18 protein-coding genes are annotated in these 18,088 nt (G+C 60.1%); 14 read left to right on the top strand and 4 right to left on the bottom strand.

Annotated elements, in window-relative coordinates; translation table 11 throughout:
- Window positions 1-157 precede the first annotated feature (157 nt).
- From kdpC to ACA059_RS22695, 3 genes are all read left to right on the top strand, one after another.
- The gene (kdpC, locus tag ACA059_RS22705; protein ID WP_497631077.1) at window positions 158-703 is read left to right on the top strand and encodes a potassium-transporting ATPase subunit KdpC; all 546 of its coding nucleotides are present in this window, start codon (window positions 158-160) and stop codon (window positions 701-703) included.
- A gap of 121 nt (window positions 704-824) precedes the next feature.
- A complete protein-coding gene (locus ACA059_RS22700) occupies window positions 825-3,476 on the top strand; it encodes a DUF4118 domain-containing protein (RefSeq protein ID WP_497631076.1) in 2,652 nt (883 codons plus the stop codon).
- Window positions 3,477-3,524: 48 nt separating this feature from the next.
- The gene (locus ACA059_RS22695; RefSeq protein WP_497631075.1) at window positions 3,525-4,223 is read left to right on the top strand and encodes a response regulator; all 699 of its coding nucleotides are present in this window, start codon (window positions 3,525-3,527) and stop codon (window positions 4,221-4,223) included.
- Between the two features lie 143 nt (window positions 4,224-4,366).
- Here ACA059_RS22695 and ACA059_RS22690 read toward each other — a convergent pair whose 3' ends face one another.
- A complete protein-coding gene (locus ACA059_RS22690) occupies window positions 4,367-5,407 on the bottom strand; it encodes a patatin-like phospholipase family protein (protein ID WP_497631074.1) in 1,041 nt (346 codons plus the stop codon).
- A 222-nt stretch (window positions 5,408-5,629) separates the two neighbouring features.
- On the opposite strand from ACA059_RS22690, the gene ACA059_RS22685 reads away from it, so the two are divergent.
- From ACA059_RS22685 to ACA059_RS22675, 3 genes are all read left to right on the top strand, one after another.
- Window positions 5,630-5,908 (top strand): hypothetical protein, encoded by a 279-nt coding sequence (locus ACA059_RS22685; protein WP_010461623.1) that lies wholly within the window; start codon window positions 5,630-5,632, stop codon window positions 5,906-5,908.
- A gap of 45 nt (window positions 5,909-5,953) precedes the next feature.
- Window positions 5,954-6,721 (top strand): CHAD domain-containing protein, encoded by a 768-nt coding sequence (locus ACA059_RS22680; protein ID WP_497631073.1) that lies wholly within the window; start codon window positions 5,954-5,956, stop codon window positions 6,719-6,721.
- A 217-nt stretch (window positions 6,722-6,938) separates the two neighbouring features.
- Entirely contained in the window at window positions 6,939-7,736 is a 798-nt protein-coding gene (locus ACA059_RS22675) for an acyl-CoA thioesterase (protein WP_497631072.1), read from the top strand.
- Here the strand turns inward: ACA059_RS22675 and ACA059_RS22670 are convergent, their stop codons facing one another.
- Window positions 7,737-8,102 (bottom strand): terminase, encoded by a 366-nt coding sequence (locus ACA059_RS22670; protein ID WP_497631071.1) that lies wholly within the window; start codon window positions 8,100-8,102, stop codon window positions 7,737-7,739.
- Window positions 8,103-8,331: 229 nt separating this feature from the next.
- Entirely contained in the window at window positions 8,332-9,813 is a 1,482-nt protein-coding gene (locus ACA059_RS22665) for a methyl-accepting chemotaxis protein (RefSeq protein ID WP_497631070.1), read from the bottom strand.
- A gap of 178 nt (window positions 9,814-9,991) precedes the next feature.
- On the opposite strand from ACA059_RS22665, the gene ACA059_RS22660 reads away from it, so the two are divergent.
- The 8 genes from ACA059_RS22660 to ACA059_RS22625 all read left to right on the top strand — a co-directional run bounded on the left by ACA059_RS22660 (window position 9,992) and on the right by ACA059_RS22625 (window position 16,512).
- Window positions 9,992-10,522, top strand: coding sequence for a hypothetical protein (locus tag ACA059_RS22660; RefSeq protein ID WP_497631069.1), 531 nt, complete (start codon window positions 9,992-9,994; stop codon window positions 10,520-10,522).
- A gap of 64 nt (window positions 10,523-10,586) precedes the next feature.
- Complete coding sequence (locus ACA059_RS22655; RefSeq protein WP_008148797.1) at window positions 10,587-10,778, top strand: PLDc N-terminal domain-containing protein; 192 nt, start codon at window positions 10,587-10,589, stop codon at window positions 10,776-10,778.
- Between the two features lie 266 nt (window positions 10,779-11,044).
- A complete protein-coding gene (gene speE / locus ACA059_RS22650) occupies window positions 11,045-11,920 on the top strand; it encodes a polyamine aminopropyltransferase (protein WP_347804214.1) in 876 nt (291 codons plus the stop codon).
- 163 nt (window positions 11,921-12,083) lie between these two features.
- On the top strand, window positions 12,084-12,317 hold the full coding sequence (locus ACA059_RS22645; RefSeq protein WP_129442539.1) for a hypothetical protein: 234 nt from the start codon (window positions 12,084-12,086) through the stop codon (window positions 12,315-12,317).
- 213 nt (window positions 12,318-12,530) lie between these two features.
- Complete coding sequence (locus tag ACA059_RS22640) at window positions 12,531-12,872, top strand: ribonuclease E inhibitor RraB (protein WP_008148805.1); 342 nt, start codon at window positions 12,531-12,533, stop codon at window positions 12,870-12,872.
- Between the two features lie 461 nt (window positions 12,873-13,333).
- Window positions 13,334-14,743, top strand: a complete 1,410-nt coding sequence (locus ACA059_RS22635) for a circularly permuted type 2 ATP-grasp protein (protein ID WP_074874854.1) — start codon at window positions 13,334-13,336, stop codon at window positions 14,741-14,743.
- A gap of 12 nt (window positions 14,744-14,755) precedes the next feature.
- On the top strand, window positions 14,756-15,706 hold the full coding sequence (locus ACA059_RS22630) for an alpha-E domain-containing protein (protein WP_497631068.1): 951 nt from the start codon (window positions 14,756-14,758) through the stop codon (window positions 15,704-15,706).
- Entirely contained in the window at window positions 15,703-16,512 is an 810-nt protein-coding gene (locus ACA059_RS22625; RefSeq protein WP_111450674.1) for a transglutaminase family protein, read from the top strand. Before ACA059_RS22630 ends, ACA059_RS22625 begins: the two co-directional genes overlap by 4 nt.
- 191 nt (window positions 16,513-16,703) lie before the next feature.
- Here the strand turns inward: ACA059_RS22625 and ACA059_RS22620 are convergent, their stop codons facing one another.
- Complete coding sequence (locus ACA059_RS22620; protein ID WP_497634714.1) at window positions 16,704-17,531, bottom strand: c-type cytochrome; 828 nt, start codon at window positions 17,529-17,531, stop codon at window positions 16,704-16,706.
- Window positions 17,532-18,088 lie beyond the last annotated feature (557 nt).

The following is an 18,088-nucleotide window of genomic DNA, read 5'->3' as shown; positions in this document are numbered from 1 at the left end:
CTTGCGAAATTTAGCGACCTGAAAGACCGAGTCGAACTCAGGTTTGAAAGGCACAAAGATCGGCTCCCTTTCCCCTCTCCCCCGTGGGGAGAGGGCTGGGGTGAGGGGTGGATTTCCCTGACACCCCCACAACTTCTCCAAATTCGAGGATTCTGAAATGTCCACAATGATACGCCCGGCCCTGAGCCTGCTTGTCCTGATGACCCTGATCACCGGCGTTGCCTATCCACTGGTGGTCACCGGTGTCGCCCAGGTCGCATTCCCCGATCAAGCCAATGGCAGTCTGGTCCACGACGCCGATGGCAAGGTCCGTGGTTCGTCGCTGATTGCGCAGGATTTCGTCGGTGACGCCTGGTTCCATCCACGGCCATCGGCCGGTGCCTTTGCCACCGTAGCGAGCGGTGCCAGCAACCTTTCGCCGAGCAACCCGGCCCTGGCCACTCGGGTGACCGATGATGCCAACAAACTGCTGGTGCCGGGACAGGGGCCAGTGCCATTGGCGATGGTCACCACCTCCGGCAGCGGCCTCGATCCACACTTGCCACCGGCCGCGATTGCCTATCAACTGGCGCGTGTTGCAGCGGCGCGCAATCTGCCGGTGGCGACCCTTCAACAATTGATGGATGCGCACATCGAGCAGCCACTCGTGGGGCCGCCGGTGGTGAACGTGTTGGCGCTGAACATCGCGTTGGAAAACCTGTAGATCAAAAGATCGCAGGCTTCGCCAGCTCCTACATTGGATTTGCGTACACCTGTAGGAGCTGCCGAAGGCTGCGATCTTTTATGGCAACACCCCAATCCCAAGACGAACAAGGCAATGACAAATGAGTGACTCCGGCCGCGCCGACGCGCTGTTAGCAGACCTGCCCCGCGATGGCCGTGGCCGGCTCAAGGTTTTTCTCGGCGCCGCACCCGGTGTCGGCAAGACCTACGCCATGCTGCAAGCGGCCCACACCCAACTGCGCCAAGGCGTGAAAGTCATTGCCGGCGTGGTCGAAACCCACGGTCGCGCCGAGACCGAAGCGCTGCTCGGCGGCTTGCCGCAGCAGCCCTTGGTGCGCTCGGAATACCGTGGCGTGATGCTCGAAGAAATGGACCTCGACAGCTTGCTCGCCGCCAAACCGAAACTGGTGCTGGTGGACGAACTGGCCCACAGCAACGCCCCCGGCAGTCGCCACACCAAACGCTGGCAAGACATTCAGGAACTGCTCGCGGCAGGCATCGACGTGTTCACCACGGTCAACGTCCAGCACCTGGAAAGTCTTAACGACAAAGTGCGTGGCATCACGGGTGTGCAGGTCCGCGAAACCCTGCCGGACTGGGTGCTGCAAGAAGCCTACGAACTGCTGCTGATCGACCTGCCACCGCGCGAGCTGCTCGAGCGTCTACGCGATGGCAAGGTCTACGTGCCGGAGCAGGCGAGGGCGGCGATCGATGCCTTCTTCACCCAGACCAACCTCACGGCCCTGCGGGAACTGGCGATGCAAACCGCCGCCGCTCAGGTCGATGATGATTTGGCCCAGGGCTATCGCCAGCTCGGCCAAGCGGCGCCAGCGGTGCGCGGTCGCCTGTTGGTCGGCGTCGATGGCGATGCACAGGCCGAACGGTTGGTGCGTCACGCCAGTCGCGTCGCCCAGCGTCGGCATTTGCCGTGGAGCCTGGTGCATGTGGACAACGGCAGTGTGCGCGACGAGCAGTCGCGCCTGCGTCTGCAAAGTGCCCAGCAATTGGCCGAACGCCTCGGCGGCGAAGTGGTGCTGCTGCGCGCCGGCGAGGTGGCGAAAACCCTGATCCAGCACGCCGCCGAACGCCGCGCGAGTCTGGTGTTGGTGGGGCAGTCGCGGCAGCGTTTGCGTCGACGTTTGTTCGGCGGCGGACTGGCGTCGCGTTTGCTGCGCGATGCGCGCGGGCTGGAAATCAACGTCCTCGACAGCGATCACGAACAGCATCAACCGCGTCAGCGTTCGGCGCAGGCACTGGTGTGGTTCGATTACGCGCTGGCGCTGGTGGCGACGGTGCTCGCCAGTGCGTTGGCCTGGGCGGTGGCGAGTGTCTTGCCGCTGCCCAATATCTCGCTGGTGTTCCTCGCCGCGGTGTTGCTGGTGGCGGTGCGCAGCAGCCTTGGCCCGGCGCTGGCTTGTGCGGCGCTGTCGTTTCTGACCTATGACTTTCTGTTCATCCCGCCGAATTTCTCCTTCAGCATCCAGCGCGAAGAGGACGTGCTGACCTTGCTGTTCTTCCTGCTGATGGCGGCCCTTACCGGTAACCTCGCGGCCCGGCAACGGCGGCAATTGCAGGCGCTGCGCGACACTCAGGAAGAGACCACCGAACTGCTCGACCTGTCGCGCAAACTCACCGCTGCCACCGACCGCCAGGCGGTGGTCAGCGCAGCGGCCCAGCACCTTGATGGCTGGAGTGATCTGCAACTCTGCCTGCTCAATCAAGACGGGCAGGGCGGCTGGAAAGTCGAAACCGGTGGCCCGCTGGAGTTTTCCGAAGCCGAGCGCGCTGCCGCCGATTGGGCCTGGCAACACGATCAACCGGCCGGCGCGGGCACCGGCACGCTGCCGTTCGGGCGTTGGTGGTGGTGGCCGTTGTCGGTGGAAGACGGGCCGCTGGCATTGCTCGGTGTGTGTGCCAAAGAGGGCCAGACCTTGAGCGGTCAGCGTCGGCGTTTGTTGACCGCGCTGAGCCAGCCTCTGGCCCAGGCGCTGGCCCGGGCGCAATTGGCCGAAGACCTCGAAGCCGCTCGGCTGCACGGCGAAACCGAGCAACTGCGCAGCGCCTTGCTGGCCTCGGTGTCCCACGATCTGCGCACGCCGCTGACCTCCATGCGCGGCAGCATCGACAGCCTGTTGGCCCTCGGTGAGGCGATCCCGCTGGAGGATCGCCGCGAACTGCTCGAAGGCACCCGCGATGAAGCCGAGCGCCTCGATCGCTACATCCAAAACCTGTTGGACATGACCCGCCTCGGGCACGGTGCCCTGAAGCTGGCGCGGGACTGGGTGTCGCCGGCCGACATCGTCGGCAGTTCGCTCAATCGTCTGCGCGCCGTGCTGGCGCCGTTGCAGGTGACCACCGAAGTGCCGCCGGAGTTGCCGCTGCTGTATGTCCACGCCGCGCTGATCGAACAGGCGCTGGTCAACGTGCTGGAAAACGCCGCGCGGTTTTCACCATCTCACGGCCGCCTGCAATTGCGCGCCGGGGCCGACGACAGCGAGCTGTTTTTTTCGGTGAGTGATGAAGGGCCGGGGATTCCGCAGGAAGAGCGAGCTAAGATTTTCGACATGTTCTACACCGCCGCGCGCGGTGATCGTGGCGGGCAGGGAACGGGTTTAGGGCTGGCGATCTGTCAGGGCATGGTCGGTGCCCATGGCGGGCGGATCAGTGTCGCCGATGGCATCGAAGGGCGCGGCACCTGCATCACCTTGCACCTGCCGTTGCAGACTCAACCGGGATACGAAAGTGAAGCCTGAACGCGTTTGCGCTACTCTCTTGCCACTTCTTTTTGTTGATGTGAATTCATGAGCCAGACCGCGACCATTTTGGTCATCGACGACGAACCGCAGATCCGCAAATTCCTGCGTATCAGCCTCGTTTCCCAGGGCTACAAAGTGCTGGAGGCCGGCACTGGCACCGAAGGCCTGGCCCAGGCTGCACTGAATAAACCGGACCTGCTGGTACTCGACCTCGGCCTGCCGGACATGGACGGCCAGCAAGTGCTGCGCGAGTTTCGCGAGTGGTCGACTGTGCCGGTACTGGTGCTCTCGGTGCGCGCCAGTGAAGGGCAGAAAGTCGAAGCGCTCGACGGCGGCGCCAACGACTACGTGACCAAGCCATTTGGCATTCAGGAGTTTCTGGCCCGGGTTCGTGCGTTGTTGCGTCAGGCGCCGGTGGGAGAGGCTCAACCGGCGGCGCTGATGTTCGGCCCATTGACCGTGGATCTGGCTTATCGCCGGGTATTGCTCGATGGCACCGAAGTCGCGCTGACCCGCAAGGAATACGCGGTGCTGGCGCAACTGGCGCGACATCCGGGGCGGGTCATCACTCAGCAGCAATTGCTCAAGGATATTTGGGGGCCGACCCATACCGAAGACACTCACTATTTGCGGATTGTGGTCGGGCACTTGCGGCAGAAACTGGCAGATGATCCGACGCAGCCGCGGTTCATCGTCACCGAGGCGGGGGTCGGGTATCGGTTGTTGAGTGAGGACAGTCTTTAGTTTTGTATTGAATGATCCGGCCCCTTCGCGAGCAAGCTCGCTCCCACAGTGGATTTAGGTGATACACAAATTTTGTGTCCACCTAAGATCAATTGTGGGAGCGAGCTTGCTCGCGATGAGGCCAGTTGCTGCACTCGAGATTCTCAGGAATCCCGCTCACTCTCATACCGATCCAGCGTATCCCGCGCAATCTCCCGCCCCAGCGCGATCAATTCCGGCGCCTTGTAAAACTCGAAAAACCGGCACACTCGCTTTGGTACGTTGATCAAAATATCCGGCGGATAACCGGCGATCTTGTACTGCGCCAATGAGGTTTGCATCACCTCGAAACTCTGGTTGATCAGGTCCAGCAAAGACGCCGGCCCAACGTTGTCGATGATGAACGAGCCGGTGGCGGACTTCGGTGCGCCGTCGCGTTCTGGGGCGGCAGCCGGTTGTTGGGCTTCGGGTTCGGCGGATTCGATCCACGGGTTGATCTCGGCCGCTTCTGCCATCAATGCTTCCTTTTCCAGCAGCAGCAACTGTTCCGCCTGTTTACGGCGGAAGGGCAGTTTTGAACCGAGTGAGCTGATCAGGCTGTCGAAACGGGTCTTGAACGCCGCCGGGCGCTGGATCACCGGCAGTTGATAGTGGCGCTGGTTGGTGGAGTTGAGGTTGACCGCGATGATCAGGTCGCAATGACTCGACACCACCGGCACGATCGGTAAAGGGTTGAGGATGCCGCCGTCCACCAGCATGCGGTTGCCCTGCATCACCGGGGTGAACAGGCTGGGAATCGCCGCCGAGGCGCGCATGGCCTGGTGCAGGCAGCCTTCCTGGAACCAGATTTCCTGTTGGTTGGTCAGGTCGGTGGCTACCGCCGTGTAAGGGATGCGCAAGTCTTCAATATTGATCTCGCCGACGATCTTGCGGATCTGTCCGAAAACCTTCTCCCCGCGAATCGCACCCAGACGAAAACTGACGTCCACCAGACGCAAGACGTCGAGGTAATCAAGGCTTTCAATCCAGTTGCGATATTCGTCGAGTTTGCCGGCGGCGTAGATTCCGCCGACCACCGCGCCCATGGAACATCCGGCGATGCAGGCGATGTCGTAGCCACGCCGTTCGATCTCTTCAATGACCCCGATATGGGCGTAGCCCCGGGCCCCACCTGAGCCCAGCACCAGCGCGACACGCTTTTTCATGAATCGCCCTCGTCTGACAAGGTTCAACAATGCACCCATCGAGGGGCGCGCTTCAATCGCTAAGGTCGTTCCGCGAGGCGAGGGCGTCGTTTTTTCGACACTCTTTGGTGGCAGATGGGTATTCTCGCGAGCGCTAGAGTTTCCGAGGCGGGGCCAAGGCACTTTTCACGCGCCAGACCGTCTTACCTGCACGACTGTTGACCTATTTTTGAGGTGTGAGTAATGAAAGCCTGGATCTGTGTGCCTTTGATTGCCCTGGCACTTGCCGGTTGCGCCGGCAAAACCGCTTACCGTGACAGCTGCGGCAGCGGGCTTGATGCGGCGTGGCATGAACTGGATCTGGCCAAGGCCGAAGGTTTCGCCGGGACCGTCAGCTACTCCAAGGCCCTATCGCTGTTGACGGCGGCCAAGACTCAGCAGCAATTCGAAGGGTTCGAAGGCTGCACCAAGAAGGCCGAGAAGGCGCGTTTCTATATTCGCGAGTCGCGCGCCGGCCGTTGAGGCATGATGTAGGCATTAGGGGCAATTCGATTCAGGGAGCAAGCGATGTCTGCCTTGGTTGATCGGTTGGTGGCCCATGTCCTGGGCCTGGAAGTTCGGTTGCTGGCCTGTCAGGCACGCTTGAGTGCGCTCACCGACCCTGAAGCGCTGCACGATCTGCGCACCACGGTTCGCCGTTTGCGCAGTCTGCTGCGGCCATTGCGCGGCTTGCCCGGTGTCGAACAGCTGGAAGCGGCGGCGTCCCGGGTCGGCGACCTGACTACGCCGTTGCGCGATCGCGAAGTGTTGGCGGCGTACTTGCTCGAACATGATCAACCCGAAGCTGCCCAGCGGCGTATGGCGCAGATGGCCGAGGCTTACCCGGCGGTCGCGACGAGTCCTGAAGTGGCGCAGTTGCTGATGATCCTCGACGCCTTTCCGCGTTTTCTGCGTGCCTCTCAGCGTCAGGGATTGCTCAAGGGCTTGCGTCAGCGCATCGAAAAACGTTTGGCCAAGCAATGGAAGAAACTCGATCAGGCCCTGCACGATCCGGCGCACGATCGCCACCGTTTGCGCCTGCTGATCAAACGCGTGCGCTATGGCATCGAAGCCTATCCCGAACTGGATCGACTGCCGAAAGCGGCGATGCCACGCTTGAAGTCCGCGCAAGGTGCCTTGGGCGATTGGCACGACTGTTGGCAATGGCTGGTCAGGGCCGAACAGGAAGCCGATTTGCAGCCCTGCGTCGCGGCCTGGAAAACCGCCATGGCCAAGGCCGAAGGCCGCGCCGACCGCGTCCTCGACAAACTCAGCGCTGCCTGTTTCAAATCCTGATACCACCGTAGCCCTGTAGGAGCTGCCGAAGGCTGCGATCTTTTGATTTTCGGCATAATCGCTGACGCTAAAGATCAAAAGATCGCAGCCTTCGGCAGCTCCTACACAGGGCATGCACATCCGGCCTATCTGTCAGTCAATTTGGCCGGAATAAGCGCTGTGCCACTCCCGCAGGCTGGTTAAGATTCCTTCATCCTTTTCCCGCTCTGAGGTTTCCATGCGCTTTTCCGATCTGCTCGACGCTGTCCACAGCCAGCCGCTGGAGCTGTCTATCCCGGCCGAATGGGCTCAGGGGCGTGCCAGTTTCGGTGGCCTGGTGGCCGCCTTGCAGTACGAAGCCATGCGCGCAAAAGTCCCGGCGGATCGTCCGGTGCGCTCGTTGGCGATCACCTTTGTCGGCCCGGTCGAGCCTGAAGTGCCGGTCAGCTTTGAAGTCGATGTGTTGCGTGAAGGCAAAGCGGTCAGCCAAGTGCTGGGTCGGGCGATGCAGAAGGGCCAGGTGGTGACGTTGGTCCAGGGCAGCTTCGGCGCCTCGCGACCGTCGGAAGTGGCGGTGATCGCCGAACCGGCACCCGAGATGAAGCACTGGGACGACTGCCAGGAATTGCCTTACATCAAGGGCGTGACCCCGGAATTCATGCGGCATCTGGCGATGCGCTGGAGCGTCGGCGGTCTGCCGTTCACGGGCAACAAATCCCGCGAGATGGGCGGCTGGGTGCGCTTGCGTGGGGACGTGAAGGAAGAGGCAGTCAGCGAGTCGCATATCCTGGCGCTGGTCGACGCCTGGCCACCGGCACTGTTGCCGCACCTGAAGAAACCGGCGATGGGCAGCACGCTGACCTGGACCATCGAATTCGTTCAGCCGTTGCTTGAATTGAGCACGCTGGACTGGTGCAAATACCTGGTTGAAATCGAACATGCCGCTGACGGCTATGGTCATGCGGCCGCGAAATTGTGGAACGCGAACGGTCAGTTGATTGCCATGAGCCGGCAGACGGTGACGATTTTCGCCTGATCAGTGACGACGGTGGCGCTCACGCCAGGCGCGCCACCAGCCGCCGCTCAGGAAGAACCGTGGGAAGGTCAGAAACTGCTCGACCAGCAAGCGCGACACGGCATCTTTGCGATCACTGAACGGCTCGGCGGCTTGCGCCTCCAGGCGGTGACCGTGGCGTTGCAGGCCAAGGGCGGCAAGCAGGCCGATGACGCCAATCGCGACATTCGCGAAACTCAGACTGAACACTCCCGAGACAATCAGCAGAAACGCCACGATGAACAGCGGTACGGCAATCAGGTGCAGCACCAGATTGGTCGGGTGCTGGTGATTGTTCGGGTACGCTCGCCATTGCCAGGCGGGGAGGTTGGGGTGACGTTTGCCCATGATGGTAATCCTTGGTTCGTTGAGGCTCTTGAACAAAGAATAGGCCGGGTCAAACCAGTCGGCGAATCAAGGCTGGCTATCGGAGTGATAGGTGTCATGTTCGGAATTGATGTTGATTGAACTGACGCCTTCGCGAGCAGGCTCGCTCCCACATGTGATCTTCAGTGACCATTATTTTTTGGTACAAAAGAGATCCACTGTGGGAGCGAGCCTGCTCGCGAAGGGGCCGTCAAAGCTTGAGCTGCCCTATAGCCTTGCTCAATTCCCCGGCCAACGCCGCCAGCTCATTGCTGGTAGTCGCCGAATCCACGGTCTGCTGCACGGTGTTCTCGGTCACATCCCGAATGCTCACCACCGCCCGATTCATCTCTTCGGCCACGTGGCTCTGCTGCTCGGCCGCTACGGCGATCTGCGTGTTGCTTTCACGCATCTGCGCCACGGCGCTGGTAATTTCCGCCAAGGCTGCGCCGGCCTCCTGAGCCTGCTGCACGCAATCGTCGGCCTTGAACGAGCTTTCCTGCATGAAATCCACCGCGTCCCGAGTCCCGGCCTGCAACGCGGAAACCATGATCGTGATCTCGTCAGTTGAGGTCTGCACACGCTTGGCCAGATTACGCACTTCATCGGCGACCACCGCAAAACCGCGACCCATTTCACCGGCACGGGCTGCTTCAATCGCTGCGTTCAGCGCCAGCAGATTGGTCTGCTCGGCGATGCTGTGAATCACACTGACCACGCCGTTGATCTTCTGACTGTCCTCGGCCAGACGCTGAATCATCTCGGCAGTCTGTTGCACCCCGCTGGACAACCCGGCAATCGACTTCTGCACCCGGCTGACTACTTCCTGCCCGCTGCCGGCCAGGGTGTCGGCGGTTTGCGAGAGGTCGCGGGTGGCGCCGGCGTGCTGGGCAATGTGATAGACCGTGGCAGTCATTTCGTTGATCGCCGTGGCGGCCTGATCGGTTTCGCTTTGCTGGCCGAGCATGCCGTGACGTACCTCGTTCATGCTCGACGCCAGCCGCGCCGCGCCGACATCCAGTTGCCGGGCGGTGCTGGCAACGGTGTTGACCACCCGCTGGTAACCGGCCTGCATGGCGTTGAAGGCATTGGCCATCTGCCCGACCTCGTCAGTGCAGGCCAGCGGCACACGGGCCGACAGGTCACCGGTTTTCTCGACGTGAAGCATGACGTCCTTCAGTGTATTGAGTTGGCTGAGCAGGAAGCGGATCAACAACTGCGAAGCACCTAGCATCGCCAGCATCAGGATCGCCACCGCCACGGCATAGTTGGGGAAGCGCTCACCAAATACCTGGGTCAGGCTCGGGCCATGGGCAATCACCGCGACCTGGTTGCCATCCGTACGCGTAAACACTTCAGCGCCCATTAGCGGATTGCTGCCGAACAGCGGCATCGCATTGATTCCGACCCAGCCGTTGGTATCGGCCAGTTCCAGTACCGGCTGCCCGTTCAGCAACGGTGCCTGCCCGCGACTGAAAGTCAGCACGTTATCGGCTTTGGGGAGCGGTTGCCCGGCAGGCCAGGCGTTGAGCAGTCGCGCCTGGGCTTGTGCCGATGCCTGATAAGCATGGCTGCGGGCCTGTTGTTCGAGCTGCACGGCGTACAACACCAACAACAAGGTCGTGACAAAGGCGACGGCGTTGACCGCCCAGAATTTGTATTTCAGCGAGATATTGCTAAGCCAGGCACCCATGGAGGTCTTCTCTGATAGCGGAAACAGTTTCGGCAAGGTGCCAGTATTGTGCCGCTACTCCGCGTGTCGGACCTTGATGTGTGTCAACATTCCCGGCTGTGCTCGCGCACAGGAATTGCGGGACGTAATGCGCTATTCTTCGCGCCTTCAAAATTCCCTCGCAACAGGATTCCGCCCCATGAAAGCCGCACTCGTCGAACTCATCAGCAAAATCAGCTCCGGGTGCATGAGCGATGACGAAATCCTGAAAGTCGCTGACGAAGCGGCCCAGGCCTACGCCGATCCCGAGGCCTTTCTGACGGCCAATCCGGATATCAACTACGACGACACGTTCCCGATTCCGCTGGGCGAGTGGGTCGTCATCGGCAGTTTGCCGGAGACCGTGCTGTTCCAGGCCGACACCTATGTGGACCTGTTCGCCCAGATCGTTTCCTCGTTCGGCCCCGGCGTTGATTTCAATATCAAACCCAAGCAACTGGCCAAGACTGAAGCCCTGACCGCACTCAATCGCATTCAGGTGCAGATGAGCAGCATGAACAAGGAAAACGGCGGTTACACGCTGATGAATTTCAGTCAGTTGCTCGACGACGAACTGCAAGTGGTGCTGGTCTACGGCAACGACGTGCCGCGCGTGCTCGAGTTGTGCGCCAAAGTCGGCATCGCTGCCGCACCCTCGCTGGAAGCCCTCAAAATTGCCGTCCACGTTTAAAAAACGGAACCCTCGCAAGGCCCGGCTATCCTAAGAGTGCAAACCACTCTTAGGGAGCGACACCATGGGTTCCACGTTCAACGGTCTGATTGGCCTGATTATTCTTGCCCTGGATATCTGGGCAATCATCAACGTGCTCAAAAGTGGTGCCGACACAGGGATGAAAATCATCTGGGTGCTGCTGATCCTGCTGCTGCCGGTGCTGGGCCTGATCATCTGGGCCATCGCCGGGCCACGAGGCAACGTCCGAATCTGAATACGCACCCAAAGCCGACACCTTTCCCCTGTGGGAGCGAGCCTGCTCGCGATGCAGACGCCTCGGTTTCCCTGTAAACCGCGTTATCGTTTATCGCGAGCAGGCTCGCTCCCACACTGTTCTATGCCTACCCGACAGACGAAGGTTCGACCTGTCATGTTCCGCAACTTAGAATTCGCACCTTTCCCGGGGCAATCGAGCTGATCGATTGGCCATCATGGGCGGGCAACCGTCCGTTGCCACCCGCATTCATCGGAGCACTTCCCATGAGCAACACCCCGACCAGCGAGTATCTGGAAACCCTCTACGAAGGCTACGGCCAGCGTTTTCGCATGGAAAAACTGCTGCACGAAGTGCGCACCGAACACCAGCACCTGGTGATTTTCGAAAACTCGCGCATGGGCCGCGTCATGGCGCTGGACGGCGTGATCCAGACCACCGAAGCCGACGAATTCATCTACCACGAGATGTTGACCCACGTGCCGATCCTGGCGCATGGCACCGCCAAGCGCGTGCTGATCATCGGTGGCGGCGACGGCGGCATGCTGCGTGAAGTGGCCAAGCACCGCAGCATCGAGCACATCACCATGGTCGAGATCGACGGCACCGTGGTCGACATGTGCAAAGAATTCCTGCCGAACCACTCCAAGGGTGCGTTCGCTGATCCACGCCTGAACCTGGTGATCGACGACGGCATGCGTTTCGTCGCCACCACCACCGAAAAATTCGACGTGATCATTTCCGATTCCACCGACCCGATCGGCCCGGGCGAAGTGCTGTTCTCGGAAAACTTCTACCAGGCCTGCCGTCGCTGCCTGAACGAAGGCGGCATCCTGGTGACCCAGAACGGCACGCCGTTCATGCAAATCGAAGAAGTCAAAACCACCGCCGGGCGCCTGCGCAGCCTGTTCCCGGACTGGCACTTCTATCAGGCGGCCGTGCCAACCTACATCGGCGGCGCCATGACCTTCGCCTGGGGCGCGACCAATACCGCCTATCGCAAATTGTCCCGCGAAACCCTGCAGCAACGCTTCGCCGGCAGCGGCATCATCACCCGCTACTACAATCCGGAAATCCACATCGGCGCGTTCGCCTTGCCTCAATACGTCCTGCAGGCTGTGAACAAGCCTAGCAACGACTGATATCGAGCAAGCCAGAAAGGGTCCTCTCAGGTTGTGTGAAAACACACCGGAGACGGCCCTTTTTTCATGCTTCACTTATAGAAGGTCCGGTTGAACGATTGGCCGGGGAAGAATGTCGAGATACATGTAAGCCCATCCATGGGTTTTATCGAGGAGGCACCTGATGCAAAAGTGGAAAGTCACTTTCGTTGATGATCACGGTGAACAAGTTGACGAGGTGTTCGAGAGCGATGAATGCCCGAACAACGAACAAGCCGCGAAGCTCATTCGCGCCCGGTGTCTGCCTGTGGCTGCCGAACTGGACCTCAACGATCTGGAAGGGCGCACCGATGATCCGACTGTCAAAAGTCTGAAGACCCAGTACAGCATTGAAATCCTCAGTATCACGCCAATCTGAACATCTCCTGTCACATTCCTAACCAGGCCTTGGCAGCGGCTCTATCTTGAGGCTACTCTGCAATCGAGATCAGCGAACGGATCGCTAAGGTCTGGTCTTGTCAGCTACATGCTTGCTTCCCACCGGCAACGTTGTTGCCGCATCGCTCGCCCCATTCGGTTGCGAGTGCCGGGAATACGGAAAGTCTATCCATCAGTCTGAGGGGGACGTTTCATGAGCACAGCCTATCAAGAAGACATCAGCACCAGCGTCTTGCGCCGCATGAAAGAAGGCGGCTTCGACTTTTCACGATTCCATCCCATCGAGTTCTACGCCATTTTTCCGGACGAGGAGCGGGCACGCAGGGCGGCAGGGCATTACTGTGGTGAATCCTTGAATGCACAAATCAGCGTGCGCGACGACGGCGCGTGGTACCTGGAACTGAGCAAAGTGATGTACGCCACCTATGACGGTATCGGCGATTTTGAGCAGGATTTCGAGGCGGTGGTCGAGCCTTTGGGCGGCATCATCGAAGGATGGGGCGTCAAGCAGGAGGTACGAGGGCGACTCGCATAACTTATGAACAATGACAACACTCAGCAACGGCTGACCTCAGGGTTGGCCGTTTTCGTTTTCAAGGTTTGAAAAGTCAAAAGATCGCAGCCTCGTTTTCTCCTGTAGGAGCTGTCGAGTGAAACGAGGCTGCGATCTCTTGATCATGTTTTTGATTCATAACGTTTCAAAAAAGCAAAAAAAAGCGGCCTAAACAGGCGGCTAAAGGGAAGTTCGTCAAGATTTTCAGCGAATGCGCGGATTATCCGCATCGACTCCCGGGCAGTGAAATCAACTCTGGCTATGCTGGTGATAGGCGACAACATTGCTTCGCAATGAAGCGGGGGCGATCAAGTGGGGGCATTTACCGCACAGGATTGGTGCGGTGCGTGCAGTGCGATTATCCAACTGATTGATATCAAAGCGTTTATGCCGATGGCACGGGCTTTGCGAAGCCCAGATGTCCGGGTGACAAGGAGTACGGCATGATCCGCACCTATTTTGATGAGATGTACGATGCCGGCGGCCAGGTCCGCCCGCATTATCGGGAGTTTGCCCGTTGGCTGGCCGAAACGCCTGACGAGCTTTTGGCACAACGGCGACGCGAGGCCGATCTGTTATTTCATCGCGCCGGGATTACATTCACGCTCTATGGTGATGAGCAAGGGACAGAGCGCCTGATTCCCTTCGACACCATCCCCCGCAGCATCCCCGCCAGTGAATGGCGAGTCGTCGAGCGCGGCTGCATTCAGCGGGTCAAGGCGTTGAACATGTTCCTCGCCGACCTCTATCACGAGCAGCGCATCATCAAGGCCGGCATCATTCCGGCCGAGCAGGTGCTGGCCAACGAGCAATACCAGTTGGCGATGCAAGGGCTGGATTTGCACCGCGATATCTATTCCCACATCTCTGGTGTCGATCTGGTGCGCGATGGCGACGGCACGTACTACGTGCTTGAAGACAATCTTCGCACGCCGAGCGGCGTCAGCTACATGCTGGAAGACCGCAAGATGATGATGCGGTTGTTCCCAGAGTTGTTTGCGGCCCAGCGCATTGCCCCCATCGATCACTATCCGAACCTGTTGCTCGACACCCTGAAAAGCTCCAGCCCGATTGATAACCCGAGCGTGGTGGTACTGACGCCGGGTCGTTTCAACAGCGCGTTCTTTGAACATGCGTTTCTGGCGCGGGAAATGGGCGTTGAGCTGGTGGAAGGCGCGGACCTGTTCGTGCGCGATGACAAGGTGTTCATGCGCACCACGGACGGGCCGAAAGCCGTCGATGTGATCTACCGTCGCCTCGACGATGCGTTCCTCGATCCGCTGGCGTTCAACCCTGACTCGATGCTTGGCGTTCCAGGACTGCTGTCGTCCTACCGCTCCGGCAATGTCGTGCTGGCAAACGCCATCGGCACCGGGGTCGCGGACGACAAGTCGGTGTATCCATTCGTCACGGACATGATCCGTTTCTACCTTGATGAAGAGCCGATTCTGAAGAATGTGCCGACGTGGCAGTGTCGTAATCCCTCTGAACTGTCCCACGTACTGGCCAATCTTCCAGAGCTGGTGGTCAAGGAAACCCAGGGCTCCGGCGGTTACGGAATGCTGGTCGGGCCGGCGGCGACGGCGGCGGAAATCGAATCTTTCCGCGCGCGGATCAAAGCCAAGCCCCATGCGTACATCGCGCAACCGACGTTGTCCCTGTCGACCTGTCCGACCTTTGTCGAAAACGGCATCGCTCCACGCCACATCGACCTGCGTCCGTTTGTATTGTCTGGCCGCGAAACCCGGGTTGTGCCCGGCGGTTTGACCCGTGTTGCCCTGCGCGAAGGCTCCCTGGTGGTGAATTCATCCCAGGGCGGTGGAACCAAGGACACCTGGGTGGTCGAGGATTGAAGGAAGCCTGCCATGTTAAGTAGAACTGCCTCGGATTTGTATTGGATGTCGCGTTACCTGGAGCGGGCGGAAAACCTCGCACGGATGCTCGACATCAGTTATTCGCTGTCGCTGATGCCACAGGATGGCCGTGGTGACGGCCTGCATGAACTCGCCATGCCTTTGCTGATCACCGGCACCCTGGACGATTACCTGGAACGCCACGGCGATTTGCACGCCGAACGGCTGCTGCATTTCTTCGCTCTGGACGCAGCTAATCCGGCGAGTATCTACAGTTGCCTCGGTTCGGCGCGGGCCAGTGCCCATGCGGTGCGTGGGCGAATCACCGCCGACATGTGGGAAAACATCAATGCCACCTGGCTGGAAATTCGCGGGATTGCCGATCAGGGCTTGAGCCGCTACGGCATGAGTCGATTCTGCGAGTGGATCAAGGAACGCTCCCACCTGTTCCGCGGCGCGTCCTACGGCACGATCATGCGTAACGATGCGTTCCGCTTCATTCGTTTGGGCACCTTTATCGAAAGGGCGGACAACACGCTGCGCCTGCTCGACGCCCGCTACGAAATGGCCGGCGATCAGGCCGAGGCGGTCAGCGACGGCACGGCGCACGCCTATTACCAGTGGAGTGCTTTGCTGCGGGCGTTGTCCTCGTTCGAGGCCTACACCGAGATCTACCGCGATGCGCCCGGCGCCCGGCATGTGGCTGAGTTGCTACTACTGCGTGCTGACGTGCCGCGTTCATTGCGCGCCTGCACTGAAGAAATCGACCAGATCCTCGCCCAGTTGCCGGGGGCCAACGGCCGTCCCGCGCAACGTTTGGCCGCGGAAATGGACGCACGCCTGCGCTACACCGGCATCACCGAAATTCTCGACGAAGGCCTGCACGCCTGGCTGACCGAGTTCATCCCGCTGGTGCGCCAGTTGGGTAACGCCATACACAGTTCCTACCTGGAGGCTGCATGAGACTTTCCATTAGCCACGAGACCACCTATCACTACGAAGATCAGGTGCGGGCGAGCATCCAGTACTTGCGACTGACCCCCCACGACAGCGAGCGCCAGCACGTGCTCAGCTGGCAACTCGACTTGCCGCGCCCGGTGCGCGCGCAACTCGATCCGTTCGGCAACATCCTGCACGTGCTGACCCTGGATGAGCCTCATGAGGCGATCATCATCGGCGCTCGTGGCCAGGTGGACATCGACGAATTGCGTGAGGCGGAGCATGAAAGCCAGTCGGCGCTGCCGTTCCTGCGTTTCACGCGCCTGACCGAAGCCGACGAAGCCCTGCGTGCGTTCGCCGAGAAAGAATGCAAGCAACGTCGGGATCGCACGGCGCTGATCGATTTGATGCATGGCTTGAACCAGCACATGACGTACACGCCGGGCTCCACCGAAGTGGACACCAGCGCCGCGCAGGCCTTCGCCGGGCGTTCGGGCGTCTGTCAGGACCACACCCATGCGTTTCTCGCCTGCGCTCGCAGCCTGGGCATTCCGTCGCGTTATGTGTCGGGCTATTTGTACAGCGAGAACAGCGAACACCTGGCCAGTCACGCCTGGGCGGAAGCCTGGCTCGACGACGCCTGGTACAGCTTTGACGTGACCAATGAATTGGCGCGGCCGGAGCGTCATCTGAAACTGGCGGTGGGCCTGGATTACCTGGATGCCTGCCCGGTGCGTGGCATGCGGCGTGGCGGTGGTTGCGAGCAGATGCATGCGAAGGTGTTTGTGTCACCGACGCCGATGCCGGTGATCTCCGTCCAGCAACAGTAATCGCGATTCACTGCGGCGGGGCGACTTCTATGGTGAGGGGCTGACCTGTGGCGAGGGGATTTATCCCCGTTGGGCCGCGCAGCGGCCCTAAAAAATCAGGCAGTACAGTGTGTCAGTGGAATTATCACAGGCAGGTTTCAGGGCCGCTGCGCGGCCCAACGGGGATAAATCCCCTCGCCACAGGTGTGTGTTTATTTGGTCAACGCCACTTTGCGTCCAGCCATGTGCTTCAAATACCCCACCAACCTCTCCAGATCCCCGTCCGGCAACACCGTCGCCGAGAACCCGGGCATCTTCGCCTGTGGCCACTGGCGCAAGCTCTGCGGATCACGAATGTAGCGCTTGAGGAAATCTGCGCCGAAGTACTCGGTCGGGTTAAACGGAATATTCAGGTCAGGCCCAAACTGCGCATCCCCGGCGCCGTTCAATCGATGGCACGCCAGGCAATTCTTCTGAAACAGCGCAAAGCCCTTATTCACCGGATCGTCAGCCTTCAAGGCCGGATCGGGCAGCAGGGCAGGGAAGCGCTCGGCCACCGGTGCCAAGCGCTTGATGCTCGCCACTTGAAAGGGCCATTGCTCGGGGCTGATGTCGCCCGCCTGCGGATCGGTCCAGACCAGATAGAACGGCCCGGCGCCGGGTTTGCCTTCCGACAGCGGTGGCCACGGCTTGGCGGGTTCTTCAATCGCCAACCATGCGCGCGCACCCTGGGTATTGAGCAACGGCGCGGCTGACAGTTCTGCGGCAAAACCATCCAGGGCTACCGCCTGTAAATGGTCTTCAGGCTTGATGCCCGTCAACAGTGCAGCCACGGGAACAGCGCGATAGCTCATGTCCCGTTTGTAGGAAACATCGTTGCTAATGGTGATGGTCTGAACCTGAGGATGCTTGAGCAACTCCTCGGTTTGCCAGGTGCGACTGCTCGCGCCCAGCTCAAGGTTCAGCTGTGCGGCAGACAGAGGCGTGCTGAGCAGCAAGGCCCCGAACAGAATGAGCGTTTTCAAATGATCGCCGTCCATGTCGTGGAAGTGCCGCAAAGATTGGCACACCCACGCTGGCCCGGGTAGCGAGCCAGTGACATTTTTAGAGGGCGATATAAAACCTGGCGCCGTATTTTTTATTGACCGACTAGCCGATCACCTTGGTCAGGTTCGGCAAAATCAACAACAGCGTAGTGGCGAAAAGAATGAGCCCGGCTTGACGTACTTTCGATTGTTTGAACATGGCTTGACCGCCTTTATTGTTATTTCCTGATGCCTGCCTGCATTTCTCCATGACGGCAGAGCGTTGCACTTCCTGTTTGACGAGCGCCTCGGCAAAACCCGACGACAACTTCGTACAAGTTCACCTTAGAGCCCGCGTCACGCTTGGTTTAGATCCATTTCGTATGGACGTCACATAAATTGCTCTTAAAAAGGCATGAGGCCTATTGCCAGCTTCTTGGGCGTCCGTTTGCTAGACAGCTTGGTGTCCTGAATCGGTTAATTGGGTCGTTGCCTACCGTCCGTCTGAGCGTGACCGTCAACCTCAGTGAGCGCTGCGGTCATTGAATCCAGGGCCGCTCGGCCTAAGAGTG

This window comes from Pseudomonas sp. LBUM1647, assembly GCF_059716175.1.
This window is presented reverse-complemented; position numbering and strand designations above follow the sequence as displayed.

What these genes read in the sequence shown, in the direction of transcription:
- kdpC (WP_497631077.1), top strand. Translation starts at nt 158, where the DNA reads ATGTCCACAATGATACGCCCGGCCCTGAGCCTGCTTGTCCTGATGACC.
- ACA059_RS22700 (WP_497631076.1), top strand. Translation starts at nt 825, where the DNA reads ATGAGTGACTCCGGCCGCGCCGACGCGCTGTTAGCAGACCTGCCCCGC.
- ACA059_RS22695 (WP_497631075.1), top strand. Translation starts at nt 3,525, where the DNA reads ATGAGCCAGACCGCGACCATTTTGGTCATCGACGACGAACCGCAGATC.
- ACA059_RS22690 (WP_497631074.1), bottom strand. Translation starts at nt 5,407, where the DNA reads ATGAAAAAGCGTGTCGCGCTGGTGCTGGGCTCAGGTGGGGCCCGGGGC.
- ACA059_RS22685 (WP_010461623.1), top strand. Translation starts at nt 5,630, where the DNA reads ATGAAAGCCTGGATCTGTGTGCCTTTGATTGCCCTGGCACTTGCCGGT.
- ACA059_RS22680 (WP_497631073.1), top strand. Translation starts at nt 5,954, where the DNA reads ATGTCTGCCTTGGTTGATCGGTTGGTGGCCCATGTCCTGGGCCTGGAA.
- ACA059_RS22675 (WP_497631072.1), top strand. Translation starts at nt 6,939, where the DNA reads ATGCGCTTTTCCGATCTGCTCGACGCTGTCCACAGCCAGCCGCTGGAG.
- ACA059_RS22670 (WP_497631071.1), bottom strand. Translation starts at nt 8,102, where the DNA reads ATGGGCAAACGTCACCCCAACCTCCCCGCCTGGCAATGGCGAGCGTAC.
- ACA059_RS22665 (WP_497631070.1), bottom strand. Translation starts at nt 9,813, where the DNA reads ATGGGTGCCTGGCTTAGCAATATCTCGCTGAAATACAAATTCTGGGCG.
- ACA059_RS22660 (WP_497631069.1), top strand. Translation starts at nt 9,992, where the DNA reads ATGAAAGCCGCACTCGTCGAACTCATCAGCAAAATCAGCTCCGGGTGC.
- ACA059_RS22655 (WP_008148797.1), top strand. Translation starts at nt 10,587, where the DNA reads ATGGGTTCCACGTTCAACGGTCTGATTGGCCTGATTATTCTTGCCCTG.
- speE (WP_347804214.1), top strand. Translation starts at nt 11,045, where the DNA reads ATGAGCAACACCCCGACCAGCGAGTATCTGGAAACCCTCTACGAAGGC.
- ACA059_RS22645 (WP_129442539.1), top strand. Translation starts at nt 12,084, where the DNA reads ATGCAAAAGTGGAAAGTCACTTTCGTTGATGATCACGGTGAACAAGTT.
- ACA059_RS22640 (WP_008148805.1), top strand. Translation starts at nt 12,531, where the DNA reads ATGAGCACAGCCTATCAAGAAGACATCAGCACCAGCGTCTTGCGCCGC.
- ACA059_RS22635 (WP_074874854.1), top strand. Translation starts at nt 13,334, where the DNA reads ATGATCCGCACCTATTTTGATGAGATGTACGATGCCGGCGGCCAGGTC.
- ACA059_RS22630 (WP_497631068.1), top strand. Translation starts at nt 14,756, where the DNA reads ATGTTAAGTAGAACTGCCTCGGATTTGTATTGGATGTCGCGTTACCTG.
- ACA059_RS22625 (WP_111450674.1), top strand. Translation starts at nt 15,703, where the DNA reads ATGAGACTTTCCATTAGCCACGAGACCACCTATCACTACGAAGATCAG.
- ACA059_RS22620 (WP_497634714.1), bottom strand. Translation starts at nt 17,531, where the DNA reads ATGGACGGCGATCATTTGAAAACGCTCATTCTGTTCGGGGCCTTGCTG.